This is a genomic window from Thermococcus sp., from assembly GCF_027011145.1.
In the GTDB taxonomy this organism is placed as follows: domain Archaea; phylum Methanobacteriota_B; class Thermococci; order Thermococcales; family Thermococcaceae; genus Thermococcus.
In genome coordinates this window covers 46984-67101 of the sequence record NZ_JALVAO010000050.1, presented here as the reverse complement: position 1 = coordinate 67101, position 20118 = coordinate 46984, and the positions used below count along the sequence as shown (strand labels likewise).

Genomic DNA, 20118 nt, shown 5'->3' with positions numbered 1-20118 from the left:
AGGGGGTGGGGGACCTTGCCCGCTGTAATAGAGGAGGTTGCCAAGGTTTCCTTTGAGAGGGTTGGAATGCACTCCCACATAAAGGGACTCGGACTCGATGAAAACGGAAAGGCCAAGTTCAAGGCCGACGGAATGGTGGGACAGATAAAGGCCAGGGAAGCCGCTGGAATAGCCGTCGAGCTCATAAAGCGCGGAAAGCTTGCGGGCAAGGGAATCCTCCTCGTTGGACCAACGGGTAGCGGAAAGACCGCGATAGCGATGGGTATAGCGAGAGAACTCGGCGAAGACGTTCCCTTCGTCCAGATAGCGGGAAGCGAGATTTATTCCGCTGAAGTCAACAAGACCGAGTTCCTGAAACAGGCGATGAGAAGGGCCATAGGCGTTAGAATAAGCGAGGAGAGAAAGGTCTACGAGGGCGAGGTCAAGAAAATCGAAATCAAGAGGACGAGGCATCCCTTTAATCCTTACGTCGAAATCCCCGAGAGCGTGATAATAACCCTCCGCACCAGGGACGATGAAAAGACGATAAGAGCAGGCAGGGAGATAGCCTACCAGCTCATGGAGCTCGGCGTTGAGGAAGGCGACGTCATACAGATTGACGCAGAAACGGGCAAAGTCTCGAAGGTTGGAACAACGAAGGACGAGGAGGGGCTCTTCTTCAAGAGGAAGGTCAGCCTTCCGAGCGGTCCTGTGCTCAAGATAAAGGAGTTCACATACACCGTTACGCTCCACGATTTGGATGTCGCCAACGCCCGCGGAAACATCTTCGGCCTGCTCTTCAGCACCGGCGCGGAGATAAGCGATGAGGTAAGGAGGCGCGTTGATGAAACCGTCAAAAGCTGGATTGAGGAGGGCAGGGCCACGCTCGTCCCCGGAGTGCTCTTCATTGACGAGGTTCACATGCTCGACATAGAGGCCTTCTCGTTCCTCGCGAGGGCCATGGAGAGCGAGCTTGCACCGATTCTAATCCTCGCCACGAACCGCGGAAGGACAAAGATTAGGGGCACCGACATAGAGGCACCCCACGGCATACCCATTGACATGCTTGACAGGTTGCTCATAATAAACACAGAACCCTACAAGAAGGAGGAAATCAGGGAAATCATCAAGATTCGCGCCAAAGAGGAGAAGATAGACGTCAGCGAGGAGGCGATAGAGTATCTGGCCGAACTCGGTGAGAAAACAAGCCTGCGCTACGCCGTTCAGCTCCTCGCTCCAGCAAGCGTGCTGGCGAAGGGAGGAAGGGTTGAAAGGGAGCACGTTGAGAGGGCCAAGGAATACTTCGCTGACCTCAAGAGGAGCATCGAGTTCGTTGAAAAGCTTGAGGGCATGCTTAGCTGATTTCCCTTTCCACAACACTTTTAAGGATTATTTTCCTTAACACTTTCGGTGGGAGTATGCGTAAGGCCTGCATTGTGTTCCTCGTAATTCTCCTACTGACTTCTAGTGCCGGGTGCCTGTCTTCAAGCGCTCAAACGCCGAGCTCCTCCCCGGTGTCGAACAGCTCCACAGGAACTTCTTCCCATTTCGAGCAAACGAAAAGGGAAACATCTTCCGTCCACGCTTCAATTCGCGTTTCAATAGTAACCTCACCGATAAACGGCACGTTCTCGGGCAATCTAACCGCTCCTGCGGAAATCTTTGGGGATGTCGAGAAGTTTCTTGAAGAAATGAACGCAACCCTTTACTCCTTTGAGGCCAGAATAATCGGGAACGAGTCCAACTCAAGTATTACCGTTTACGTTCTAAAGCTAGTCCCGCCCTTCATCCCGAAGGACTTCGAAGTAACGATAAACGCCCATCCCATCAATGGGACGACCTTTGTCCCCTATGCATGGACGATTCCGGTTTTTGTTGAGTTCGGCAATGTTACCACTACCTCATACCTAAAGGTCAGCTCCGGGAACGTTATTAAGGGAACGGGGAACCTCATGGAATCGGAGCTCGACAACCTCAACGGCTCGACGATTTTAACCATCAACGGACTTCGGTTTGTTGTTCTCGTTTCCAAACCCGGAAGCTACATCTTCGCAGTTTTCCACAACGACACGGAGATTTCCTCCGGTGGCATGGAGGTGGGACGATGAGAAGGCTTTACATAGCGGTTCCCTTTCTGGTTTATTCCCTGGCTTACCTGTTCTGGATGTTCCGACCGGTTCTTGCCTTCTTTGTCCTCCTCAACTGGCTTACGTTTTTGCTCGAGTATCGCTACGGAGGCGAATCGAGGGAAGGCGAAGAACTTGTGGCCTTCGGCGTTTCAATGGCCCTGGTTCTCCTACCTTTAGGCGGGTATATAACCCTGTTTGCGGAGGTTTTCACGGCTTTTATGTTCGCCTTCGAGTTCTTTGCGGTCCTGATGAAGGCCAAAGGGCGCTAACCCTTCATTATTTCCATCAGCTTCCTGCTCAGCTTGAGATGGAAGAAGAACTCGTGGTAGATTCCGTTTTCTCCCTCGAAGACTACCTTCAGCTCGTCGAGGTTTGCCTTGCCACCGAACTCGCCGAAAATCAGAATCCCGTTGAGCTCAACGACCCCAAAAACGGCTGAAAGGTTGAAGAGCAATGTTCTGAGTTGGTATGCGGAAACCTCGTGCCGTCCCAGTTCTTCCCGGGGATACTTGAAGAGGAAATACTCAAGGCCCTCCATTTCGGCAACGTCTGTTATCGCTATGTCTGCCGTCAGGAAGACGAGCAGAGTCGGGGTCATGTTGTCGTACCTTTTGAGCGACTTCACGATAATTTCGTCGTTGTTGTGAGCGACCTCGCTAACGCTCTCGGCTATTATTATCCTCGGCTTGAGCCTCTCAAACTCTTTGAGCGCTATATAGGCCGCTTTCCTGCTCCTCTTTGTCCGTCTGTTGCTGAACTCCTTCAGGAGGTGGGCGTTAAGGACCTCCCTCGCGATTTCTTCCAGTTGCCTGTGCCTGTACTTGTAGTTCATCGCGTCCTCAATTTCCTTCTTAACGGCCTCCGCAACGACAATTTGGTAGCCGTCGAGAGGTTTGAAGGAGGAGATAAAGCGGTGGTAGAAGAGGTTTGTGTCAGGTGCAAAGACAACGCCCTTCTTAAGCCGTTGATAAAGCTCAAGGTTCTGGAGGAACTCACCAACGTTGTCGTACTTTAGTATTCCCGATGAGATGAAGCACTCGTAAAAGTCGCTCCACGTCGGAAGCTCGGAGGATAGCCTCGGCGGAACGCGGGAGTTGAAGGTCTTCCTATCTGCGATAACCTCAACGGTGTAGCCATTCTCGCTCGGCCGGGCTTTGAGGAGTGGAATACCGTAGAGGGGATAGCTCACGAGGAGCTCTCCCTTTTCAGCCAAGACGTTTAGGAGAACCTGAAGTTCGGGCTTCGTGATGACCTCAGCGGGTTTCATTCCCATCACCGAGGAAGTTCTTTATCGGTTGCATGTGCGTTGGAATCATCATGTAGGGCCTGTCAGGGAAGTCCATGTCGAGGAGCCCCATGTAGACTATGAACTCCACCGGGAAGTCCTTGATTTGGACTATGGCAGCTGCAACCAGTGCTTTCCTGCCCGAGGTTATGTCGAGGCCTATCCTGAACCCCTCGCCTTTAAGCTTTGAAAACAGCTCCTTAAACTTTTTATCCGCCTCAAAAAAGCCATAGTCCCTGATAACGACGGTTTCGATGACGGGGTTTATGTGATATGCCTCCGATATCTCCCTGAGGGCTCTAACGACCTTGGGAAGAAAGTTTTTGTACCTCCGCTCCGTGAAGATGTAGATTCTTTTGATTTCCTTCCTCCCTTTCCCCTCACGCAGGATTTTGTAATAGGTGTTTACCACGGCCCAGGGCGAACGACCGAGCAGTGTGACGTAGGCTATCGCCATATCAATCACTCCACCATGATTATCCCGTAGAGGACACTCTCCGAGAAGTTGATTTGAACGAGCGAGCTTATCTCTATCCCGATGGCATCAACACTCGGGCGGACCTTGGTTGGCATTCTGCAGGCCTTCCCTTTCTCGAAGGGACAGTCGTCGCAGAGGTTACAACTCCCGGGAAAGAGTGCCATCACGTAGAGCTTTCCCTCCTTGAAGAGTTCCTCCTCGCGTTTGAGCAGATAAAGGAGGGCCTTTCTCTTTTCCTCCTCAAAGCGTGCCATGTCCACTTGGAACTTTACCAAAAGGGCCCTCCTGTAGTGGCCGACCCAGTCCTTTGCTTCCCTCCAGTCCGGAGCGTGCGGAGGACAGCTTGGCCTCTTGCCGTACATGGGACACGCCCGGCACTTCCACACCGGTCGGGGTGAGACCACTATTTTCTCCGCCGGCACTTCCTTCTCCCAGAGCACCTTCATAGTTCGTTGAACGTTTTTGGAGTATTTTAACCTTTGGCAAAACCCTTTTACAGGGAAATGGCGTAGTCCTGAACATGAGGTCGATGGTTCCGCTGGTAATAGCGCTACTCCTAATCGGGGCCGGGTGTATAGGTGGGGGTGAGAAAATGAGCGCCCCGAAGACCCTTGAGGTGGGTTCCGTCTTCCATAACGGGAGCTACATCCCGGCCAAGTTCACCTGCGACGGGGAGGACATAAATCCGCCGATTTTCATAGGCAACATAAGTGAAAGGGCAAAAAGCCTCGTCATTATAGTTGACGACCCCGATGCTCCCGCTGGAACGTTCACCCACTGGATAGCATGGAACATACCTCCCGTTGGTGAGATTCCCGAGGCGGTTCCAAAGGTTGGAAGGGTGGAGAAGCCGATTCCCATGGTTCAGGGAAGGAACGACTTCGGGAAGATAGGCTACGGCGGTCCGTGTCCCCCGAGGGGAAAACCCCACCACTACCACTTCAAAGTTTACGCCCTCGATACCACCCTGAACCTCCCGCCGGGGGCAACGAGAAAAGAACTTGAAAAGGCAATGGAAGGGCACGTAATCCAGTGGGGAGAGCTCGTTGGTCTCTACGAGCGGAAATGACCTACTTTTTTTCCGTCAGTTTTATCACGAGGTTTATGGCACTCTGGAGCGCCGCGAGGAAGTTCAGGGCGAAGAATATCCAGTCCCCGATTATGTAGGAGTATATCGTCAGGAGCGTTGATGCCGTCACGTAGATTATTATGAACTGCATGTTCAGGGGGCATTTTCTTGTTTTTATCGTTTCCAAGGTCTGGGGAACCCAGGCACTTACGAGGAGCAACATTCCGAGCAGTCCTATTACCTCTCCGCCGTTCATGGTCTCACCCGGGATAAAAACGGGCTCTTCTAAAAAAGGATTGTGGCGGGGTTTCTGTTAAAATACTCCCTTTAAAATTTCCGTTTTAACTCCTGCAAGCTAAAGCTCGCTGGCGAGCATTGATGTTGCCCACGTCTTGACGTCCTCATCGAGGATATCCTCTATGAGCTTCATGGCCCTCTCAAGTTCCCCTCTCCTCGCAAGCCTCAGAGCGACCTCCGCCTGAACCTTTGAGCGGTTTGGGAGGTCTGTGATGTGCTCCGCTATATACAGGGCGTCCTCGAACTTTCCGAGCTCCATGAACTCAAAGGCGAGTCCCATGAGGTTTTTAATCGAACTCTTTGTCTCAAGGGCCGTCTCAATTGCGCGCTCAAGAGCTTCCCTGTAGTCAGCCCCCGAACGGGCCATCTCAACGACTATCCCGGTCATGGCCTTGGAGCGGACGTTTCCGTCCGGTATTCCGGAGGCGAGTTTTAGTGCTTCCTCAAATCTTCCTGCCTTAACAAGCTTCATGACGGCATCGTAAAGGGCCCGGGAGCGATACCATGCCTGCATGAATACCCCCATACCATTAGGAACCGGCATGATTTAAGGGTTCCGTTGGATTTTCCGGGTCTCAATGTTTATAACCACATCCATACTATGGGGAGACGGTGATTGGATGAAAAAGGCAGGGATGGTTCTTCTACTGCTTGTCCTCGTTGGATTCTCGGCCGGCTGTATAGGGAGCTCCAGCAACTCCACCACGTCTCCGACCTCAACAGCCCCCAAGGAACCCCAAAAGCAGGCCTACGTTGACGTTAATGGCACGAGGATTTACCTGAACGAAATTCACTTCTACATGTACGGGCTTAAAACCTGTCCCCACTGCAGGCATATGCACGAGTGGATTCCCCAGGAATACGGCGAGAAGGCCCTGACCTACTACGAGCTCGTGGACAACCAAACCAACATGAACCTTTTCAATCAGCTCGCCCAGCTGACGGGCATAACGGGTGTTCCGGCCATAGCGATAACCTACAACGGAACACTCTACGCGGTCATTGAGGGCGAGTTCAACGTTACCGCAACGCCGGAAATCCTCGCTACGGCAATCAAGAACGACGGTGTGCTACTCTTCACGGGAAAGACGTACCTGCTCTCCTACAAGGACCCCAAGGCAAGGCTTGTCATAAAAGCGCTCTACACGATATTCGTCAGACACGAGCCCGTCAACGTTCAGGAGATACTCAACGAGCTGAAGGGGAACTCGACGGCTAATTCAACTGGCAACTCAACTGGATGACCTTTTGTTTTCAACCTTTTGTTCTGGAAACTGTGAAAAGCCCTTCTGAGTATCGGCCTCCATGAAAGGCGAAATTAAGGCCTTAACAATTATTCTAGCCTCATCCTTTGGAATCAGTGCCTTAGCCCTGTACCTCCTCGGCATCCCGGGTTTCATTCCAAAGTTCTACGCACTGGCCATGAGTGACTCAATCAATCCCTGCACCTTCGTGATTTACACGATGCTTCTCATAGCAATATCTGTAAGGGAGGTATCACGGAGGAGGCTCTACGTAATAGGGTCAGCCTTCATACTGGCCGTTTACATCTCGTATTTTCTCCTCGGAGTCGGTCTTCTTTACCTCGGCCAGTACATCCCGCTCTGGCTCGCGGGAGTTTTTGCCATAGGCTTTGGAATATACACGATGGTAACGGGAATCCTTGAGCGTTCGAGGATTGGTGACAAGGCCAAAATAAGGAGGAAAATCTTCAGCGCCGATGCGACGTTTATCGGCTCTTTTCTGCTGGGAGTAATCGTATCGACAACCCTCCTACCGTGCTCCGCTGGGAGCTACCTGGTTTACGCCACCATAATAGCCCACGGAAGCAGGGCACTTGCATTCTTCCTGTTGGCGCTCTACAACCTGATATTCGTCCTGCCCCTCGTTGTGATACTCCTCGCCCTGGGTAGCGTTAGTGAGAGCAAACGCTTTTCTCAGGCGATGGTCAGGCACAGCGCTGAGCTTTCCGTCATTGCGGGACTCCTGCTCGTTGCGATTGGGGTATGGGTCTTATTGGGTGGCTAGACTCAGCCTTTTTCTAACTCTCCTCTCGAATTCCGCGAAATTTGGGACTCCGATAAATTCAACTTTGTTGTCTATGAGTATCGTCGGCGTTCCGAGGATGTTGTGTTCCATGGCTTTCCTTTGGCCTTCAGGAGTGGCAACGCTCAGTTCCCTCGCCACAACACCTTCATACTTTTTCTCAAGTTCTCTCGCCATCTGAACAGCTATCGGGCAGTAGGGACATTCCGGTGCTGTTATTACTTCTATAATCACTTTTCGCTTCGGCTTTACTTCAATCATGCCAGCTCGCTTCATGAGTTCGAGCATTTTCCTTCGCCTTATTATCTCCAGCTCGTCTATGCTATCACCGAAAGAGGAAAGTTTTGGAAAGTTAAAAACGCTAACGGCAGAAAAGATGTGAAAATTCTCAATCAACGGCGTTCAAATGAATCGCCAGCAGTACTGCAAAGAGAACGGCAAAGGCTATGTGAACCTTTTTCCATGTCTGATACATCCTTATGTACCTTCTGGCACTGTCACGTTTGCCCTCCTTCGCGAGTGCGAGTATTTTCCTGTTTATTGCCCTCCCGATAAATCCTAGGGCGTTGATTATGACCAGGGTTATCCCCATCCCCAGTCCAGCCATTCCTCCGAGTCCGGAGTAGTTCCCGCACGAGAGAAAGTGGACGAAAACGAGCAGTGTTCCTGTTATCGTCAGGGCATGATGAACCGTCATCGGCGATATTGGTCCTATGAATGTTATGTACGGATGCTCGGGCTGGATTTCAAAGCCCCACTTTTCGCCCTTTCTGTGGCGTATGATGAGCTTTCTCTTGGTCAGGGCATAGTAGACGACTCCCAAACCTATGAGACCAACTCCCGCGACTGCAAACGCAGTATAACCGGCTTCGTATTCGTTCTCTTCGTTCTCGTACTCATCGGCGAGAACCAGAGGGGCCAGCAGAAGGAACATCACAATGACAACGGCCAGCTTGTTTCTCATGCCTATCCCTCCATCTAAATCAAAACACTCTTGCATAGCCCCACTTCTTAACACTTGTCATGATTGATGTCTCCGTGCTCTTTATTCCCTCTATCCTTCCAAGCTTCTCAACGAGGAAGTTCTCAAGCTCCTGCAGGTCCTTTACCGTTACCTGCATGAGTATGTCGTGCGCCCCCGTGGCTATTCCGAGGACGTCAACCTCTGGCAACTCCTTCAGCTTCTCAACGGCCTCCTTTATCTTGCTCGGCTCAACGTCAACCGCTATGAACGCCACAACGGAGTAGCCGGCTTTGAAGGGGTTTATGAGTGCGACGAACTTTCTTATTATGCCCCTCTCAACGAGCTTCTTCACCCTTAGCCTGACCGTTGACTCTGGCACCTTTAACCTTCTCGCTATCTCGGAGTAGCTGGCTCGTCCATCCTCCTGGAGTATGTGGAGTATCGCCCTGTCCAGCTCGTCCAGCTTTTCTACCTCAGCCATTTTAAACCACCAATTTTAATTTTTTAGCACCATACTTTTAAACTTTTCTAGAAAATCCGCAAAAATTGACCGAAATTGCTATTAATTTCAAAAACAAAAAGGATACGGTGGTTCCATGCTACCCAGGAAGGAGGAGGTCATAGATGGCTACTCCAGATACATATCGCGCGCCTCCCACGTTACCTACGCTCCCATTGTTCCCTACAAAGCCAGGAACGCCCTGGTATGGGACGTTGATGGAAGGGAGTACATAGATTTCCTGAGCGACGCTGCCGTTCAGAACGTCGGCCACAATAACTCCCGAGTGGTCGAGGCCGTTAAGAGGACGGCGGACAGGTTGCTCCACTTCACCTTCATCTACGGCTTCCCGGTCGAGCCCTACCTGCTAGCGAAGAAGCTCGCTGAAATAGCCCCGGTAGAGGGTCCGAAGGTGGCCTTCGGCCTGAGCGGGAGCGATGCCAACGACGGGGCAATAAAGTTCGCGAGGGCCTACACAGGCAGGAGGTCTGTAATCGGCTACCTGCGGAGCTACTACGGTTCTACCTATGGAGCGATGAGCGTCACCAGTCTCGACTTCGAGGTCCGCTCCAAGGTCGGTCAGCTCAGCGACGTTCACTTCATTCCCTACCCCAACTGCTACCGCTGTCCCTTTGGAAAAGAACCCGGAAAGTGTCGTATGGAATGCCTGGAATACCTGAAGGAGAAGTTCGAGGGAGAGGTTCACGCCGATGGCGTCGCGCTCCTCCTGGCGGAGCCGATACAGGGCGATGCAGGAATGGTGGTTCCACCAGAGGGTTACTTCAAAAAACTGAAACGGCTCCTCGACGAGCATGGAATCCTCCTTGGCGTTGATGAGGTTCAGAGCGGGCTCGGGAGGACTGGCAGGTGGTTCGCCATCGAGCACTTTGGGGTGAAGCCGGACATAATAACCCTCGCGAAGCCACTCGGCGGAGGCCTTCCAATAAGCGCTGTAATAGGAAGGGCTGAGATAATGGACTCCCTTCCACCGCTCGGTCATGCATTCACCCTGAGCGGAAATCCCGTGGCGAGCGCCGCGGCTTTGGCCGTTATCGAGGAAATCGAGGAGCGGAACCTTCTGGCTAGGGCAGAGAGGCTTGGAAAGAAAGCCAAGAACAGGCTCGAGAGAATGAAGAAAAGGCACGAGCTCATAGGCGACGTCCGCGGCCTCGGCCTCATGCTCGGCGTTGAGCTCGTGAAGGACAGGGAAACGAAGGAGAGGGCCTCCGACGAGGCCAAGAAGGTCGTCTGGAGGGCCTATGAGCTGGGCCTTATAGTGGCATTCCTCCAGGGCAACGTCCTGAGGGTTCAACCACCCCTTACAATAGAGGAGGAGCTCCTCGAGGAAGGCCTTGACAGGCTTGAGGAGGCGATAGAGGACGTTGAAAATGGAGATGTCCCGGAAGACGTTATAAAAAAGGTGCAGGGGTGGTGAAAGAAAACTCACTCCTTGGAGTCCTTTCCTGAGGACTTCTCATTCTTCCCAGCGGTGCCTTTTGTCGTTGTGGTTTTTGTTGCCGGTTTTGCGGGCGTCGGCTTCTTCGGTGGCCTTATGCCGTAACCGAGTATCTTGAACTCTATCTTCGAACCGTCGCGGAGGTGGTAGACATATGTTCCATCGGCTTTCCTCTCTATCTTAACCACGGGGAAGCGGTAGTCACCAAAGCGCTCGTTGAGCTCTTTGACCTTGTCGGGGTGAATGGGCACCCAGTTGAAGAGCTCGAGGGCATCTTCCGTTCCGTCTGTGGTTAGAATGTAGGCCTCGCTGAAGCCGAGGGCTCCCGTCGGGCAGACGTCCACACAGAACTGGCAGAAGGTGCACCTTCCATAGTCCACCTTCGGGTGAGGCCTCTTCTCCATCTTGCCGTCCACTTCGAGCCACGTCATCTCTATCGCTCTAGCCGGGCATATCTGTCCGCAGAAGTTACAGCCGACGCACTTCTTCCAGTCAAGGGTGTGGAAGCCCCTGTACTTCGGAGCGGGCTCTATCTTTTCAAAGGGTATTTTTATCGTTACCGGCTTCTTGAACAGGTACTTGATGCCCATCCAGGGCTTGACGAATGATTTCTTGAGCTTGACCTTCTCCTCGCCAACAACTCTTGCCATATTCATCACCTGTCTATGTCGGGCGGACAGTTGTCAAGGGTCTTCAATATGACGGGCACATCGGCAAGGCGGGCACCTTTAAGGAGCTCTTCAAGCACTGTCACACCGTGGCTCTGGCTCGGTCCGCGTATATGGACGCGGTAGGGTTTGTGGCTTCCGTCGCTGACGACGTAGGCACCAAAGTCGCCCTTCGTTGACTCGACGTGGGCGTAAGCGTCTCCAGCCGGAACCTTGAACCTCGGCAGGTTCTTGAGTTTGGGATCCTGAACCATGTAGGGCCCGCTGGGAGGCCCCATGTCGAGGAGTTGCTCCAGTATGTAGAGGTCCTGCTCCAGCTCGTACCTCCTTACCAGAACGCGCGCAAGGCTGTCTCCTTCCTTCAGGACGGGAACCTCAAAGTCGAGCTGGTCGTAGAGGTAGTATGGGTCGTCCTTCCTGACGTCGTAGGGAACGCCGACGGCTCTAAGGTTAGGCCCGGTAACGGCGTGCTTGAGGGCAAACTTCTTGTCCATCACACCAACACCTTCAGTCCTCTCGAAGGTTATGTAGTTGTCGAAGAGTATCTCGTCGAAGTCCTTGAGCTTGGACTTGATGTACTCCACGGTATCGCGGAGCTGTCTAAGCCAGCGGTCGCCCGGTATGTCCCTTCTAACCCCACCGGGAACAGTATAGATGTGGTAAACCCTTCCACCGGTGAGTTCTTCAAAGAGGCGCATGAACCTCTCACGGTAAGCTGCTGCCCACTGACCCGCTGTGTAGAGACCTATCTCGTTTCCAAAACCCATTATCCAGAACATCCATGCCGAAACCCTTGCCATCTCAAGCACAACGTTCCTGATCCATATTGCTCTATCTGGGACCTCCCAGCCGATTATCTCGTCAACTGCCATTGAGTATATGTTCTCGGGAACGTCACTCTCAGGCACACAGATACGAAGTAGAAGTGCTATGTTGGTGAACCAAGGCCTGTTCTCGGCAAGCTTTTCGAATCCTCTGTGGAGAAATCCGGGATTGACTATGGCTTTCTCAACCCTGTTGCCGTCCATCTTGAGGATTATGCTGAAGTTCTCGGTTGCCATGTGCTGTGGACCGAAGAACAGCTCGTAGGTGTCCTTGGCTATCGGGTGAAGGTACATGTCGTGGGCCTTTGCCTCCTCCCTAAGCTCCTTCGGAACTTCCAAATTAGACATGAGCATCACCTCAGATTACATAATTTGTCTTGCTCTCATCGTATCTGTCAAAATCCTCTCCATAGAGGGCCTTGACATAGCTCAGCGTGTTGAAGTCCTTTCTGAAGGGGTGCTTCTCGTACTCCCTTGGCTCAAGGATGAAGGGCCCGAGCCTCGGGTTGCCCTCGAAGATTATTCCGAAGAACTCATGTGCCTCCCTTTCGTAGGTTTCAGCGACCGGCCAAATGTCCATCACGGTCGGGAGCTTTGCATTTTCCCTCGGAACCCTCGTCCTGACGGAGGCATGCACGCTCTCGCTAACGCTCCAGAGCTGGTAGACAAGTTCAAACTCCCCTTCCTTAATCCAGTCTACAACACTGATTTGGATAAGCATCTCAAAGGTTTCACTTGCAAGTTCAAGGAATTCATGTACTTTCTCTATTGGAACTTGGAACTCAACGCGCCTCTCCCTTCTTACGTTCCCCTCGGCGTAGGGGGCCTTTTCGAGGATGAGCTTTACGAGCCTTCCCTCCTTTGTGTCGGGGAGGGTCTGCTTTTCCTCCACATTCCCAACGTTCTCGTTCACAGCCATGCCAACCACCTCTTGCCTTCTTTCTCACGCCAGCCTTCGCCAAAGAGCTCGTCCTGGTTTTTCTTGTAGTATTCGTAGTTTTCTCTGTATCTTTTCCACCCATCGGCTTCTCCGGTTTCTATTTTGCGCATTATTTCTCTAATGCCGTCCATAACTGCCTCTGGCCTTGGCATACAGCCCGCTATTGCAACGTCAATCGGGATGTACTTGTCGAGTTGCTTGACGACGTTGTATGAATCCCAGTAGACACCGCCGTTAATTGGGCAGGAGCCGTGGGCGAGTATGTACTTGGGGTCCGGCATCATCTCGTAGGTTATGATGATTCTCTTGAGGGTCTTCGGCGTAACGTAACCCGTTATCAGAAATAGGTCCGCCATTCTTGGAGCGGGGTTTGGCATCATGCCGAAGCGTTCAAGGTCGTATCTTGCAGTCATCAGGGGAGGCATTTCTATACCACCACAACCGGTACAGAACGCAACAATCCAAAGGCTCTTTTTCCTCGCCCACCTAAATAAAGGCTCGAAGAGCTTGAATTCTTTGAGCTCGTAGCTTATGAAGTCCTCACCCATCTTTCACCACCCCATCGTGAGGATAACGGCTATTATCCCAAGTATGGTTGGCCACTTCCAGAAGAACTTAGCGGCTTGGTCTATTGTAAAGCGCGGGTAGATGCTGGCAACGAATATAGCTATGAAGAGCACTGCTATCTGCTTGATGAGCAACTCTAGGAGGTTGCTGGCCCCGCCGAGGAAGAGCACTGCGAAGAAAGCCGTCTCGGCGAAGAGCTGAACCGCGTGCTGGGTGAAGAGCAAGGCAGCGTGCTTACCACCATACTCAACCATTGGACCCATTGAGATTTCTGCAGGGGCAGTTATTATGTCGAAGGGCTCAAGGCCAAGCATCGCCTGGAAGACTATGTCAAAGACTATAAAGGCTAGGAACAGGGCAGGAACCGTTATGCTCCACCCGTGTATCTGCTGGAGGGCAACGATGTTGCTGAGCTTGAAAGTTCCCCAATATTGAATTAGAGCTATCAGTGCTAAACCGTAGGGCAACTGCATGGCAACCATTGTCAAGAGTCCACGCTGGACACCAACCGCAGAATACGGGTTCCCAGAGCTCATGGCACCCAGCATTATTCCGAGCATCGGAACCTCAAGGAGATAAGCAACGACGATTAAATCGGCGTTACTGCTGAAGAGCTGGAAGTTGGCTATGGGGATAAATAACAACGCAGCTATGCTCGCTCCGAGCGCGAACACTGGACCAAAGTCGTAGATGAAGCCGTGGCTTATGCTCTCCTTTTTGCCGAGGAGCTTCAGGGTATCAATCAGGGGCTGATAGATGGGAGGCCCAACGCGCCTCTGGATTCTCGCCATGGCCTTTCTCTCAATACCCATGAAGATGAAACCCATGAAGGTTGCGTAGATTATCATGCCTATCGTCTCGAGGGCAAGCTTCCAGTCAAACATTCACAACACCCCCCATAGTGCCAGTATCAGGAGTATAATGGCCAGATACCAAGCATAACTCTGGACGTTTCCGTTGTAGAAGCCCTCCCTGAGCCAGTCTGCGAAGTCCTCTGCTATTCCCCCGAGTCTCTCGTAGAACCTGTCCCAGCTGTACTTGAGCCAGAAGTCGAGGGCTTCCGCTAGGGGTCTGTAGAAGTTCCTCCTTATGCTGAGGTTGTAGTCCTCTGTAACAGGGTTACCCGACTGGTAGGTGTCAGTAACGGGAACCTTTCTTACTTTAGCCCCATAGAGGAAAATAAGTCCGGCTATGGCGAGGCCTAGGATAAGGACTACGGTGACGAGGAGCGCGTTGTATGTTCCCGTTGGGGTTATTAGCTTGAAGTAGTCACCTCCAACAGAGTTCCCGAGAATTCTATTGAGGTACTTGGTCACAAGTCCCGGAGCAATACCGAAGACGAGGTTTGGAATAGCGAGTATTGCCATTCCAATAATGAGCGGGAGTGGTGCCTCCTTAACGTTCTCAAGGTCACTTGGCCTCTGGCCGAACCAGACAGCGTAGAGGAATCTGACTACGTAGGCAAAGGCCAGTCCACTGCCAAGGAATATTGCTCCAGCGATGAGTGGCATGTGGGCCTGTATTGCCGCTTCGTAGAGGAGCCACTTGCTGGCGAATCCCGCCATTGGGGGAATTCCTGTTAGGCTGAGGACGGCTATAAGGGACATTGCAAAGGTTATCGGCATCTTTTCCGCTAGACCACCGAAGTCTTCAAAGCGCGTCTTGCCGGTTCTAAGTATCAGGGCCGCGATTACCAACCAGAAGAGACCCTTGAAGATTGCGTGGCTCAGCACGTGGAAGAGTGCTCCGGCGAAACCTAAAGTTGAACCTATTCCGAAACCAAGGAGGATGTAACCAACCTGACTGACAGAGGAGTAAGCGAAGAGCTTCCTTATGTCCTCCTGAAGGACCGCGAGGAACCCGGCAACGACGACGGTTATCGCCCCAATCCATGCCATTATGTAAGCAAACACCATGTGATTGTGCCAGATACCGAGGGCAGTGTATAGCTTGTACCCCATGAGGATGTAGAGGAGCAGGAATCCATAGGCTCCGGCCTTGCTGAGGGCACCACTGAAGAAGGCCGTATAGCTCTGGTCAACCTCGCTGTAAGCTCCTGGTGCCCAGACGTGAAGGGGAACGGCTCCAGCCTTAACACCGAATGCTGTAAGGAAGAGCAGGAATATCAATGCCGTTAAGCCTTTGCTTATACCTCCTAGCATGGCGTCCATTGAAAGAGCATTGCTGACTGTTGCAAAATCTAAGGCCCCTGTTTTGGCGTAGATTATTCCTATCGCTATAAGCATCGCGTAGGCACCTATAACGCTGAGCACGAAATACTTCAGGGACTCGTGTTTGTTTCTCTTGAGGACCATCATGAAGCTTGCGAATGTCATGAGCTCCCAGAACAGGAAGAAGCTCACGAAATCACCGCTGAGGAATACGCCGAGGACACCTGTATAGCTCATTAGGGCGAAGAGCCACTCGTAGGCGTTCTTGGAAGTGCTGGCCATTCCAAAGGCCATCGCAACTCCAACGAGGGAAGCAATAACGGCAAAGTACCAGCTTAATCTGCTGAGCTGGAAGATAAGGTTAAACCCGCCCGCGTTTATTGAAGCCGTTATCCCCTTAAAGGTAGGGGCAATTACGGTTGGGTAATACCAAGCCAAAATCCCTAAGGGCAATATTGATCCAACGATACCTATTAGCTCCCTTATTACCTTGAAATCAAAGGCCCATGCAAGGAATCCGGCAATGAGGGGAGCAAAAAGCATTCCCATAATTATCAGGGTGTCATTCATGCTCCCACCCCCATCAAGGGAACGTTCTTGATGTAGTTGGCCACGTTGAATATGTCACTTCCGGCCTTCTGGGAAACGCTCCAGAAGTAGTTCGGATAGACTCCTATTGCAATCACGAGTATCACCAGGGCAACGACTATGGCAACGATGGGAACGCTCTCCGAAATCCTCTCACCGCTACCCTCGAACCAGATGGCATGGATTAGCCTGAAGTAATAGACGGCCTCAACGACGCTGGCACCCAAGACGAGGAAAGCGGCCCAAGTATAACCGGCCTCAATTGTTGCCAGGATTATCCTGAGCTTGCTCCAGAATATGTTGAACAGCGGTATTCCCACGGCCGCCATAGAGCCGACTGTTATTCCAAGGGCTGTAAAGGGCATTTTCCTGCCAAGACCCCTGAAGTTCTCAATCTCTGCCCCTCCGAGCTGTAGGGCGACGTAGCCGACGCCGAGGAACAGGAGGAGCTTGATTACTGCGTGGTTTATCATCTGGAAGACTCCGGCGTCAACTCCAGCCTGGGTTCCGAGGGCGAAGGCAAGGGCTATGAGTCCAACCTGGCTTATTGACGAGTAGGCTATCATCCTCTTGACGTTCCTCTGCCTTAAAGCGGAAAACTCGGCAACGACCACCGTCAGGGTGGCCATGACCACGAGGAGCTTCAGGACGTTGTGCCAGGTTCCAACGGCGCTGAGAAGGTAGAGAACCCTCGCCAGAGCGTAGAGGCCGGCCTTGACGACGAAGGCGGAAAACATTGCCGTTATCGGGTGTGGCGCGGCCTGATAGGCATCTGGCGCCCAGGCGTTGAGCGGGAAGAGCTCGGCCTCAACGGCAAGACCGAACACTATGAGGGCCAATCCGACCTGTGCAACTGTCGGGTTTATGTTGCCTGCAAGCTGGGCAATCTGGGCCATGTTGAGAGTTCCCGTGGCACCGTAAATCAGGGCAACGCCGATTAGGAAGAAGCTTGACCCTATGCCACCGAGAATCATGTACTTGAGGGATGCCTCGGCGGCTTCACCGGTCTTGTTGTAGGCCGTCAGGGCGTAGGCGGTTATCGCAGTTATCTCCATGAAGACGAAGAGGTTGAAGATATCACCTGTGGCTATCATGCCCGTAGCTCCAAGCATGAGGAGCAGGAACAGCATGGCGTATTTGTCAATCGGCTCAACGTCCACAGCCTTGAAGTTGAATACCGCCATGAGGAAGCTCGCTATGGCAACTATGAGTATGAAGAGTGCCGCGAAGTAGCCGATGTAAAGGTTTATTCCAACGGGCGGCTTCCAGCCACCTGCCATTACTATAATAGGCTTTCCGGTGGAGTAGACCTGCTGGAAGACCCACGCCGCTATTCCCGTCTGGATGGCGGTGATTATGAGCACGTAGGTCTTTATGGCCTTCTTCCCGAGTCCCTTGATGAGGGGGACGAAGAATGCACCAAGGAGGGGTAACGCTATGAGGAGTGAAGCGTACTGCCCGTTCATCCTCTCAACCTCCTTATCTCCTCAATGTTGAGGGTTCCGTAATGCCTGTAGAGGACAATAACGGCACTAAGAGCCATGGCAGTTGTGGCAACGCCTATGACTATTGCAGTCAGGACAAGGGCCTGCGGAATCGGGTCAACTGCCTGGTTTGGGCCTATTCCCTCGCTTAAAATTGGAGCACTCCTTCCGTAGATGTAACCTATACTGACGAGGAGCAGGTTTACACCGGTTTCCATTATGCTCAGACCAATGAGCATCTTGAGGATATTCTTCTTGACCAGTATCGCGTAGAGGCCTATGAGGACAAGGGAAATGGCCCCGAAGTAGAAGACGCTTATGTGAGGAAGGTTCATTCGCTCACCCCCTCCTTGAGCATGTTGTCAATGATTCCGCTGAGCTCGGTGCCGACCTTGAGGCCTATGATGATGTAGATTATTGGTATGAAACCACCGCTGAATAGCCTGCCGATGTTCTCGTGTCCCCAGCCCCAAGTTTGCCATATCCAGTCAAAGAGGAAGTAACCCCCTATTGCAAGGCCTATGAGACCGACGATGACGTAGCCCATTCCAACAAGCCCCTCGGTCTTCTCGAAGGCCTTGTGCGGGATTTCGTACATTGTGAATGCCATGTAGAGCAACAGGAAGGCGGTCGCTATCGTTGCTCCTCCCGGGAAACCTCCACCCGGGGTCAGGTGTCCGTGGATGAAGATGTACGCTCCAAATAGTATCACGAAGGGGACAAGGAGTCTCGTTCCTGTTGTGAGCACGATTGAACCCTCGGTTTTGGCAGTTCTCCTCTTCTTTCTCTCCCACAGAAGTGCTCCGACGCCGGTTGATGCTATGAAGAGAACCGTAACCTCACCGAGCGTATCGAAACCACGGTAGTTGACAACAACGGCTGTTACGGCGTTTATTGCACCCGTCTGCTGTTTAACGTGGTCGAGGTAGTACTGACCGACAAGCATCTTATCTTGGCCAAAGGGAATCCCGGCCAGAGCTTGGGCAAGCCAGTAGCCTATGATTAGAATGGTAATTATCGCGAGACCGCGCTTCAGAATGCTCACCATCTTACCCACCACCCGGGCCTCTCTTCCTCTTCGGTCTCAAAGCGCTTGGTCCTCTTAATGGCGAAGATGAATATCGCACCGCTCAGCGCGGCACCTATAGCCGCTTCGGTCATAGCAACGTCCGGCGCCTGCAGGATTAGGAACAGTATCGAGGCGAACAAACTCACAGCTGCCATTCCAACTGCCGCAGCAAGTAAGTCCCTCCATTCAACCGCCAGTATGGCCGAGACTATCATGACAGCGACTATGATGTAGTCAATACAGGTTATGCAGTTCATTCACTCACCTCCTCAGGGGCTTCACCTTCGCTATTTTCGGCCTGGGCCTTGCTCGCGAGGTGCTCGGCGTACTTGTCAACGACGCTACCGTGCCACAGTGGAATTCCGCGCTTGTAGGCGGCCCTTATAAGGGCATGGGCACTTATTGGATTAGTGAGGAGGAGGAACCCAGCAACCGCTATCGTCTGGACTATCCATGCCGGGGAGTAGCCCTTGCCAACGGCCCAGATTCCTGTTCCTACTATGACACCCAGGCTTCCAAGAGTAGCGCTCTTCGTCGAGGTCTGCATCCTGTTGTAAACGTCGGGCATCCTGATTAGGCCGAGGGCCGACAGGAAGTAGAAGAACGTTCCTATGAGAACGAGGATTTCGCCGATAATAGCTAGAACGCTCATAGGCCTCCCTCCAAGTAGCGGGCAAAAGCTATGACTCCACCGAAAGCTAGGAGCGCGTAAACCAAAGCGACGCTGATGTAAATCATTCTGCCGTAGTAGAGTGCAAAGAGAACCATTAGCCCGGTAGTTATCGTCGTCATGATGTCAACAGCAACCAGCCTGTCAACTGTTGTTGGCCCCCTGAAGACCCTGTAGGTGCTGAGGAGCGTTGCTATAGCAATCAGAGCGAGATAAATGTTAATCCCTATCATCCGAATATCACCTTCAGGAATTTTTCAAACGGTCTTGTTATGGCCTCGGAGGCCCTTTCAACGTGCTCAGAATCGTCTTTAGCCTTGAGAACTTCATCGGACACCCATATCCAGTGGATGAAGTAGTCTTTTCCGTCAACATCAAGGGTTATCGTTCCGGGGGTGAGCGTTATCGAATTCGCCAGTGAAAGCTTTCCAGTGTCGCTGTCAAGGATTGTCCTGCACTTGACGATTCCGGGTCTTATTGGCCTCGAGGGGTGGAGAACTCTGTATGCAACGTCGAGGTTTGCCATTATCATTGCCCACAGGAAGTAGGGTATGTAGGCTATTGCGTAGGCGACTTTCTTCGGGTGCAGGTTTGCTAGCCCTGCCTTTGTGAAAACGTCGTACGTTAGTGCAGATACTATCAGCGCTATAATTGCCCCAGTTATTATCTCCTGGCTGTCTAGGCTGGAAGTAACAACCAGCCACAGAATAAAGAGCACGATAAAAGTGTACGCGAACTTGCTGGCGCGACTTGCTTCCTCCATATTCAACCCTCCAGCAATGACACTCATTGGGAGTGACTACTGGGGAGTTACTAACCATAACTTATAAACCTTACCTGAGAAGAAGAAAGGTTTAGAACTTTTGGTTAAAATGGACGTCTCTAACTTGTCCCATAGTTCAGAAAAGCGTTCATGGGCGTTCGTTCTTCGAGAA

The 20118-nt window shown here is 52.2% G+C and carries 28 protein-coding genes; 7 read left to right on the top strand and 21 right to left on the bottom strand.

The genetic code is table 11. The features are described from left to right. Positions 1 to 15 precede the first annotated feature (15 nt). From MVG27_RS06425 to MVG27_RS06415, 3 genes are read left to right on the top strand one after another with little or no spacing between them, the layout of a single operon-like run. Positions 16 to 1341, top strand: coding sequence for a RuvB-like helicase (locus tag MVG27_RS06425; protein ID WP_297470490.1), 1326 nt, complete (start codon positions 16 to 18; stop codon positions 1339 to 1341). 56 nt (positions 1342 to 1397) lie between these two features. Then, positions 1398 to 2087 (top strand): hypothetical protein, encoded by a 690-nt coding sequence (locus tag MVG27_RS06420; RefSeq protein WP_297550732.1) that lies wholly within the window; start codon positions 1398 to 1400, stop codon positions 2085 to 2087. Then, positions 2084 to 2377 carry a hypothetical protein gene (locus MVG27_RS06415; RefSeq protein ID WP_297550734.1) on the top strand — a complete coding sequence of 98 codons (294 nt, stop codon included), beginning with the start codon at positions 2084 to 2086 and terminating at the stop codon, positions 2375 to 2377. The genes MVG27_RS06420 and MVG27_RS06415 overlap by 4 nt, the downstream gene beginning before the upstream one ends. Here the strand turns inward: MVG27_RS06415 and MVG27_RS06410 are convergent. The 3 genes from MVG27_RS06410 to MVG27_RS06400 are packed head-to-tail and all read right to left on the bottom strand — an operon-like array spanning position 2374 to position 4317. Then, positions 2374 to 3375 carry a PIN domain-containing protein gene (locus MVG27_RS06410; protein ID WP_297550772.1) on the bottom strand — a complete coding sequence of 334 codons (1002 nt, stop codon included), beginning with the start codon at positions 3373 to 3375 and terminating at the stop codon, positions 2374 to 2376. The genes MVG27_RS06415 and MVG27_RS06410 overlap by 4 nt on opposite strands. Beyond that, positions 3362 to 3850, bottom strand: coding sequence for a hypothetical protein (locus MVG27_RS06405; protein ID WP_297556382.1), 489 nt, complete (start codon positions 3848 to 3850; stop codon positions 3362 to 3364). The genes MVG27_RS06410 and MVG27_RS06405 overlap by 14 nt, the downstream gene beginning before the upstream one ends. A 5-nt stretch (positions 3851 to 3855) precedes the next feature. Beyond that, the gene (locus tag MVG27_RS06400) at positions 3856 to 4317 is read right to left on the bottom strand and encodes a DUF2284 domain-containing protein (protein ID WP_297550736.1); all 462 of its coding nucleotides are present in this window, start codon (positions 4315 to 4317) and stop codon (positions 3856 to 3858) included. 74 nt (positions 4318 to 4391) lie between these two features. Between MVG27_RS06400 and MVG27_RS06395 the strand changes: the two genes are divergently transcribed. Beyond that, positions 4392 to 4940, top strand: coding sequence for a YbhB/YbcL family Raf kinase inhibitor-like protein (locus MVG27_RS06395; protein ID WP_297550738.1), 549 nt, complete (start codon positions 4392 to 4394; stop codon positions 4938 to 4940). A 1-nt stretch (position 4941) separates the two neighbouring features. Here the strand turns inward: MVG27_RS06395 and MVG27_RS06390 are convergent, their stop codons facing one another. Both MVG27_RS06390 and MVG27_RS06385 read right to left on the bottom strand, forming a co-directional pair. Further along, on the bottom strand, positions 4942 to 5196 hold the full coding sequence (locus MVG27_RS06390; RefSeq protein WP_297470502.1) for a hypothetical protein: 255 nt from the start codon (positions 5194 to 5196) through the stop codon (positions 4942 to 4944). Between the two features lie 99 nt (positions 5197 to 5295). Next, positions 5296 to 5751, bottom strand: a complete 456-nt coding sequence (locus MVG27_RS06385; protein ID WP_297470526.1) for a hypothetical protein — start codon at positions 5749 to 5751, stop codon at positions 5296 to 5298. A 106-nt stretch (positions 5752 to 5857) separates the two neighbouring features. Between MVG27_RS06385 and MVG27_RS06380 the strand changes: the two genes are divergently transcribed. Then, a complete protein-coding gene (locus tag MVG27_RS06380; RefSeq protein ID WP_297550740.1) occupies positions 5858 to 6481 on the top strand; it encodes a glutaredoxin in 624 nt (207 codons plus the stop codon). A 61-nt stretch (positions 6482 to 6542) separates the two neighbouring features. After that, the gene (locus MVG27_RS06375) at positions 6543 to 7265 is read left to right on the top strand and encodes a cytochrome c biogenesis protein CcdA (protein WP_297550742.1); all 723 of its coding nucleotides are present in this window, start codon (positions 6543 to 6545) and stop codon (positions 7263 to 7265) included. Here MVG27_RS06375 and MVG27_RS06370 read toward each other — a convergent pair. The 3 genes from MVG27_RS06370 to MVG27_RS06360 form a co-directional block, all read right to left on the bottom strand. Continuing rightward, entirely contained in the window at positions 7251 to 7604 is a 354-nt protein-coding gene (locus MVG27_RS06370; RefSeq protein ID WP_297550776.1) for a thioredoxin family protein, read from the bottom strand. The genes MVG27_RS06375 and MVG27_RS06370 overlap by 15 nt on opposite strands. A 67-nt stretch (positions 7605 to 7671) precedes the next feature. Further along, positions 7672 to 8283 (bottom strand): hypothetical protein, encoded by a 612-nt coding sequence (locus tag MVG27_RS06365; protein WP_297550743.1) that lies wholly within the window; start codon positions 8281 to 8283, stop codon positions 7672 to 7674. Further along, entirely contained in the window at positions 8267 to 8728 is a 462-nt protein-coding gene (locus MVG27_RS06360; protein ID WP_297550745.1) for an Lrp/AsnC family transcriptional regulator, read from the bottom strand. The genes MVG27_RS06365 and MVG27_RS06360 overlap by 17 nt, the downstream gene beginning before the upstream one ends. Positions 8729 to 8843: 115 nt before the next feature. On the opposite strand from MVG27_RS06360, the gene MVG27_RS06355 reads away from it, so the two are divergent. Next, positions 8844 to 10181: a leucine/methionine racemase gene (locus MVG27_RS06355; protein ID WP_297556365.1), complete on the top strand. Its 1338-nt coding sequence runs from the start codon at positions 8844 to 8846 to the stop codon at positions 10179 to 10181. Positions 10182 to 10189: 8 nt separating this feature from the next. Here the strand turns inward: MVG27_RS06355 and nuoI are convergent, their stop codons facing one another. Genes nuoI through MVG27_RS06290 form a run of 13 tightly spaced genes read right to left on the bottom strand, consistent with a single transcriptional unit; the run spans position 10190 to position 19946 of the window. After that, a complete protein-coding gene (nuoI, locus tag MVG27_RS06350; RefSeq protein ID WP_297550778.1) occupies positions 10190 to 10852 on the bottom strand; it encodes an NADH-quinone oxidoreductase subunit NuoI in 663 nt (220 codons plus the stop codon). A gap of 5 nt (positions 10853 to 10857) precedes the next feature. Beyond that, a complete protein-coding gene (locus MVG27_RS06345) occupies positions 10858 to 12042 on the bottom strand; it encodes an NADH-quinone oxidoreductase subunit D (protein WP_297550780.1) in 1185 nt (394 codons plus the stop codon). A gap of 10 nt (positions 12043 to 12052) precedes the next feature. Then, a complete protein-coding gene (locus MVG27_RS06340) occupies positions 12053 to 12613 on the bottom strand; it encodes an NADH-quinone oxidoreductase subunit C (RefSeq protein ID WP_297550749.1) in 561 nt (186 codons plus the stop codon). Continuing rightward, positions 12604 to 13182: an NADH-quinone oxidoreductase subunit B gene (locus MVG27_RS06335; RefSeq protein WP_297550751.1), complete on the bottom strand. Its 579-nt coding sequence runs from the start codon at positions 13180 to 13182 to the stop codon at positions 12604 to 12606. Before MVG27_RS06335 ends, MVG27_RS06340 begins: the two co-directional genes overlap by 10 nt. Positions 13183 to 13185: 3 nt before the next feature. Then, positions 13186 to 14085 carry a respiratory chain complex I subunit 1 family protein gene (locus MVG27_RS06330; protein ID WP_297550752.1) on the bottom strand — a complete coding sequence of 300 codons (900 nt, stop codon included), beginning with the start codon at positions 14083 to 14085 and terminating at the stop codon, positions 13186 to 13188. Then, complete coding sequence (locus tag MVG27_RS06325; protein WP_297550754.1) at positions 14086 to 15942, bottom strand: proton-conducting transporter membrane subunit; 1857 nt, start codon at positions 15940 to 15942, stop codon at positions 14086 to 14088. It abuts the gene before it with no gap. Continuing rightward, a complete protein-coding gene (locus MVG27_RS06320; RefSeq protein WP_297550756.1) occupies positions 15939 to 17426 on the bottom strand; it encodes a proton-conducting transporter membrane subunit in 1488 nt (495 codons plus the stop codon). The genes MVG27_RS06325 and MVG27_RS06320 overlap by 4 nt, the downstream gene beginning before the upstream one ends. Then, positions 17423 to 17779: an NADH-quinone oxidoreductase subunit K gene (locus MVG27_RS06315; protein WP_297466608.1), complete on the bottom strand. Its 357-nt coding sequence runs from the start codon at positions 17777 to 17779 to the stop codon at positions 17423 to 17425. Before MVG27_RS06315 ends, MVG27_RS06320 begins: the two co-directional genes overlap by 4 nt. Beyond that, positions 17776 to 18483, bottom strand: coding sequence for a Na(+)/H(+) antiporter subunit B (locus MVG27_RS06310; RefSeq protein WP_297550783.1), 708 nt, complete (start codon positions 18481 to 18483; stop codon positions 17776 to 17778). The genes MVG27_RS06315 and MVG27_RS06310 overlap by 4 nt, the downstream gene beginning before the upstream one ends. Before the next feature lie 2 nt (positions 18484 to 18485). After that, entirely contained in the window at positions 18486 to 18770 is a 285-nt protein-coding gene (locus MVG27_RS06305; protein WP_297062108.1) for a DUF4040 domain-containing protein, read from the bottom strand. Beyond that, positions 18767 to 19165 (bottom strand): monovalent cation/H(+) antiporter subunit G, encoded by a 399-nt coding sequence (mnhG, locus tag MVG27_RS06300; RefSeq protein WP_297550758.1) that lies wholly within the window; start codon positions 19163 to 19165, stop codon positions 18767 to 18769. The genes MVG27_RS06305 and mnhG overlap by 4 nt, the downstream gene beginning before the upstream one ends. Beyond that, positions 19162 to 19416, bottom strand: a complete 255-nt coding sequence (locus MVG27_RS06295) for a monovalent cation/H+ antiporter complex subunit F (RefSeq protein WP_042689377.1) — start codon at positions 19414 to 19416, stop codon at positions 19162 to 19164. The genes mnhG and MVG27_RS06295 overlap by 4 nt, the downstream gene beginning before the upstream one ends. Further along, entirely contained in the window at positions 19413 to 19946 is a 534-nt protein-coding gene (locus MVG27_RS06290) for a Na+/H+ antiporter subunit E (RefSeq protein ID WP_297550760.1), read from the bottom strand. The genes MVG27_RS06295 and MVG27_RS06290 overlap by 4 nt, the downstream gene beginning before the upstream one ends. Positions 19947 to 20118 lie beyond the last annotated feature (172 nt).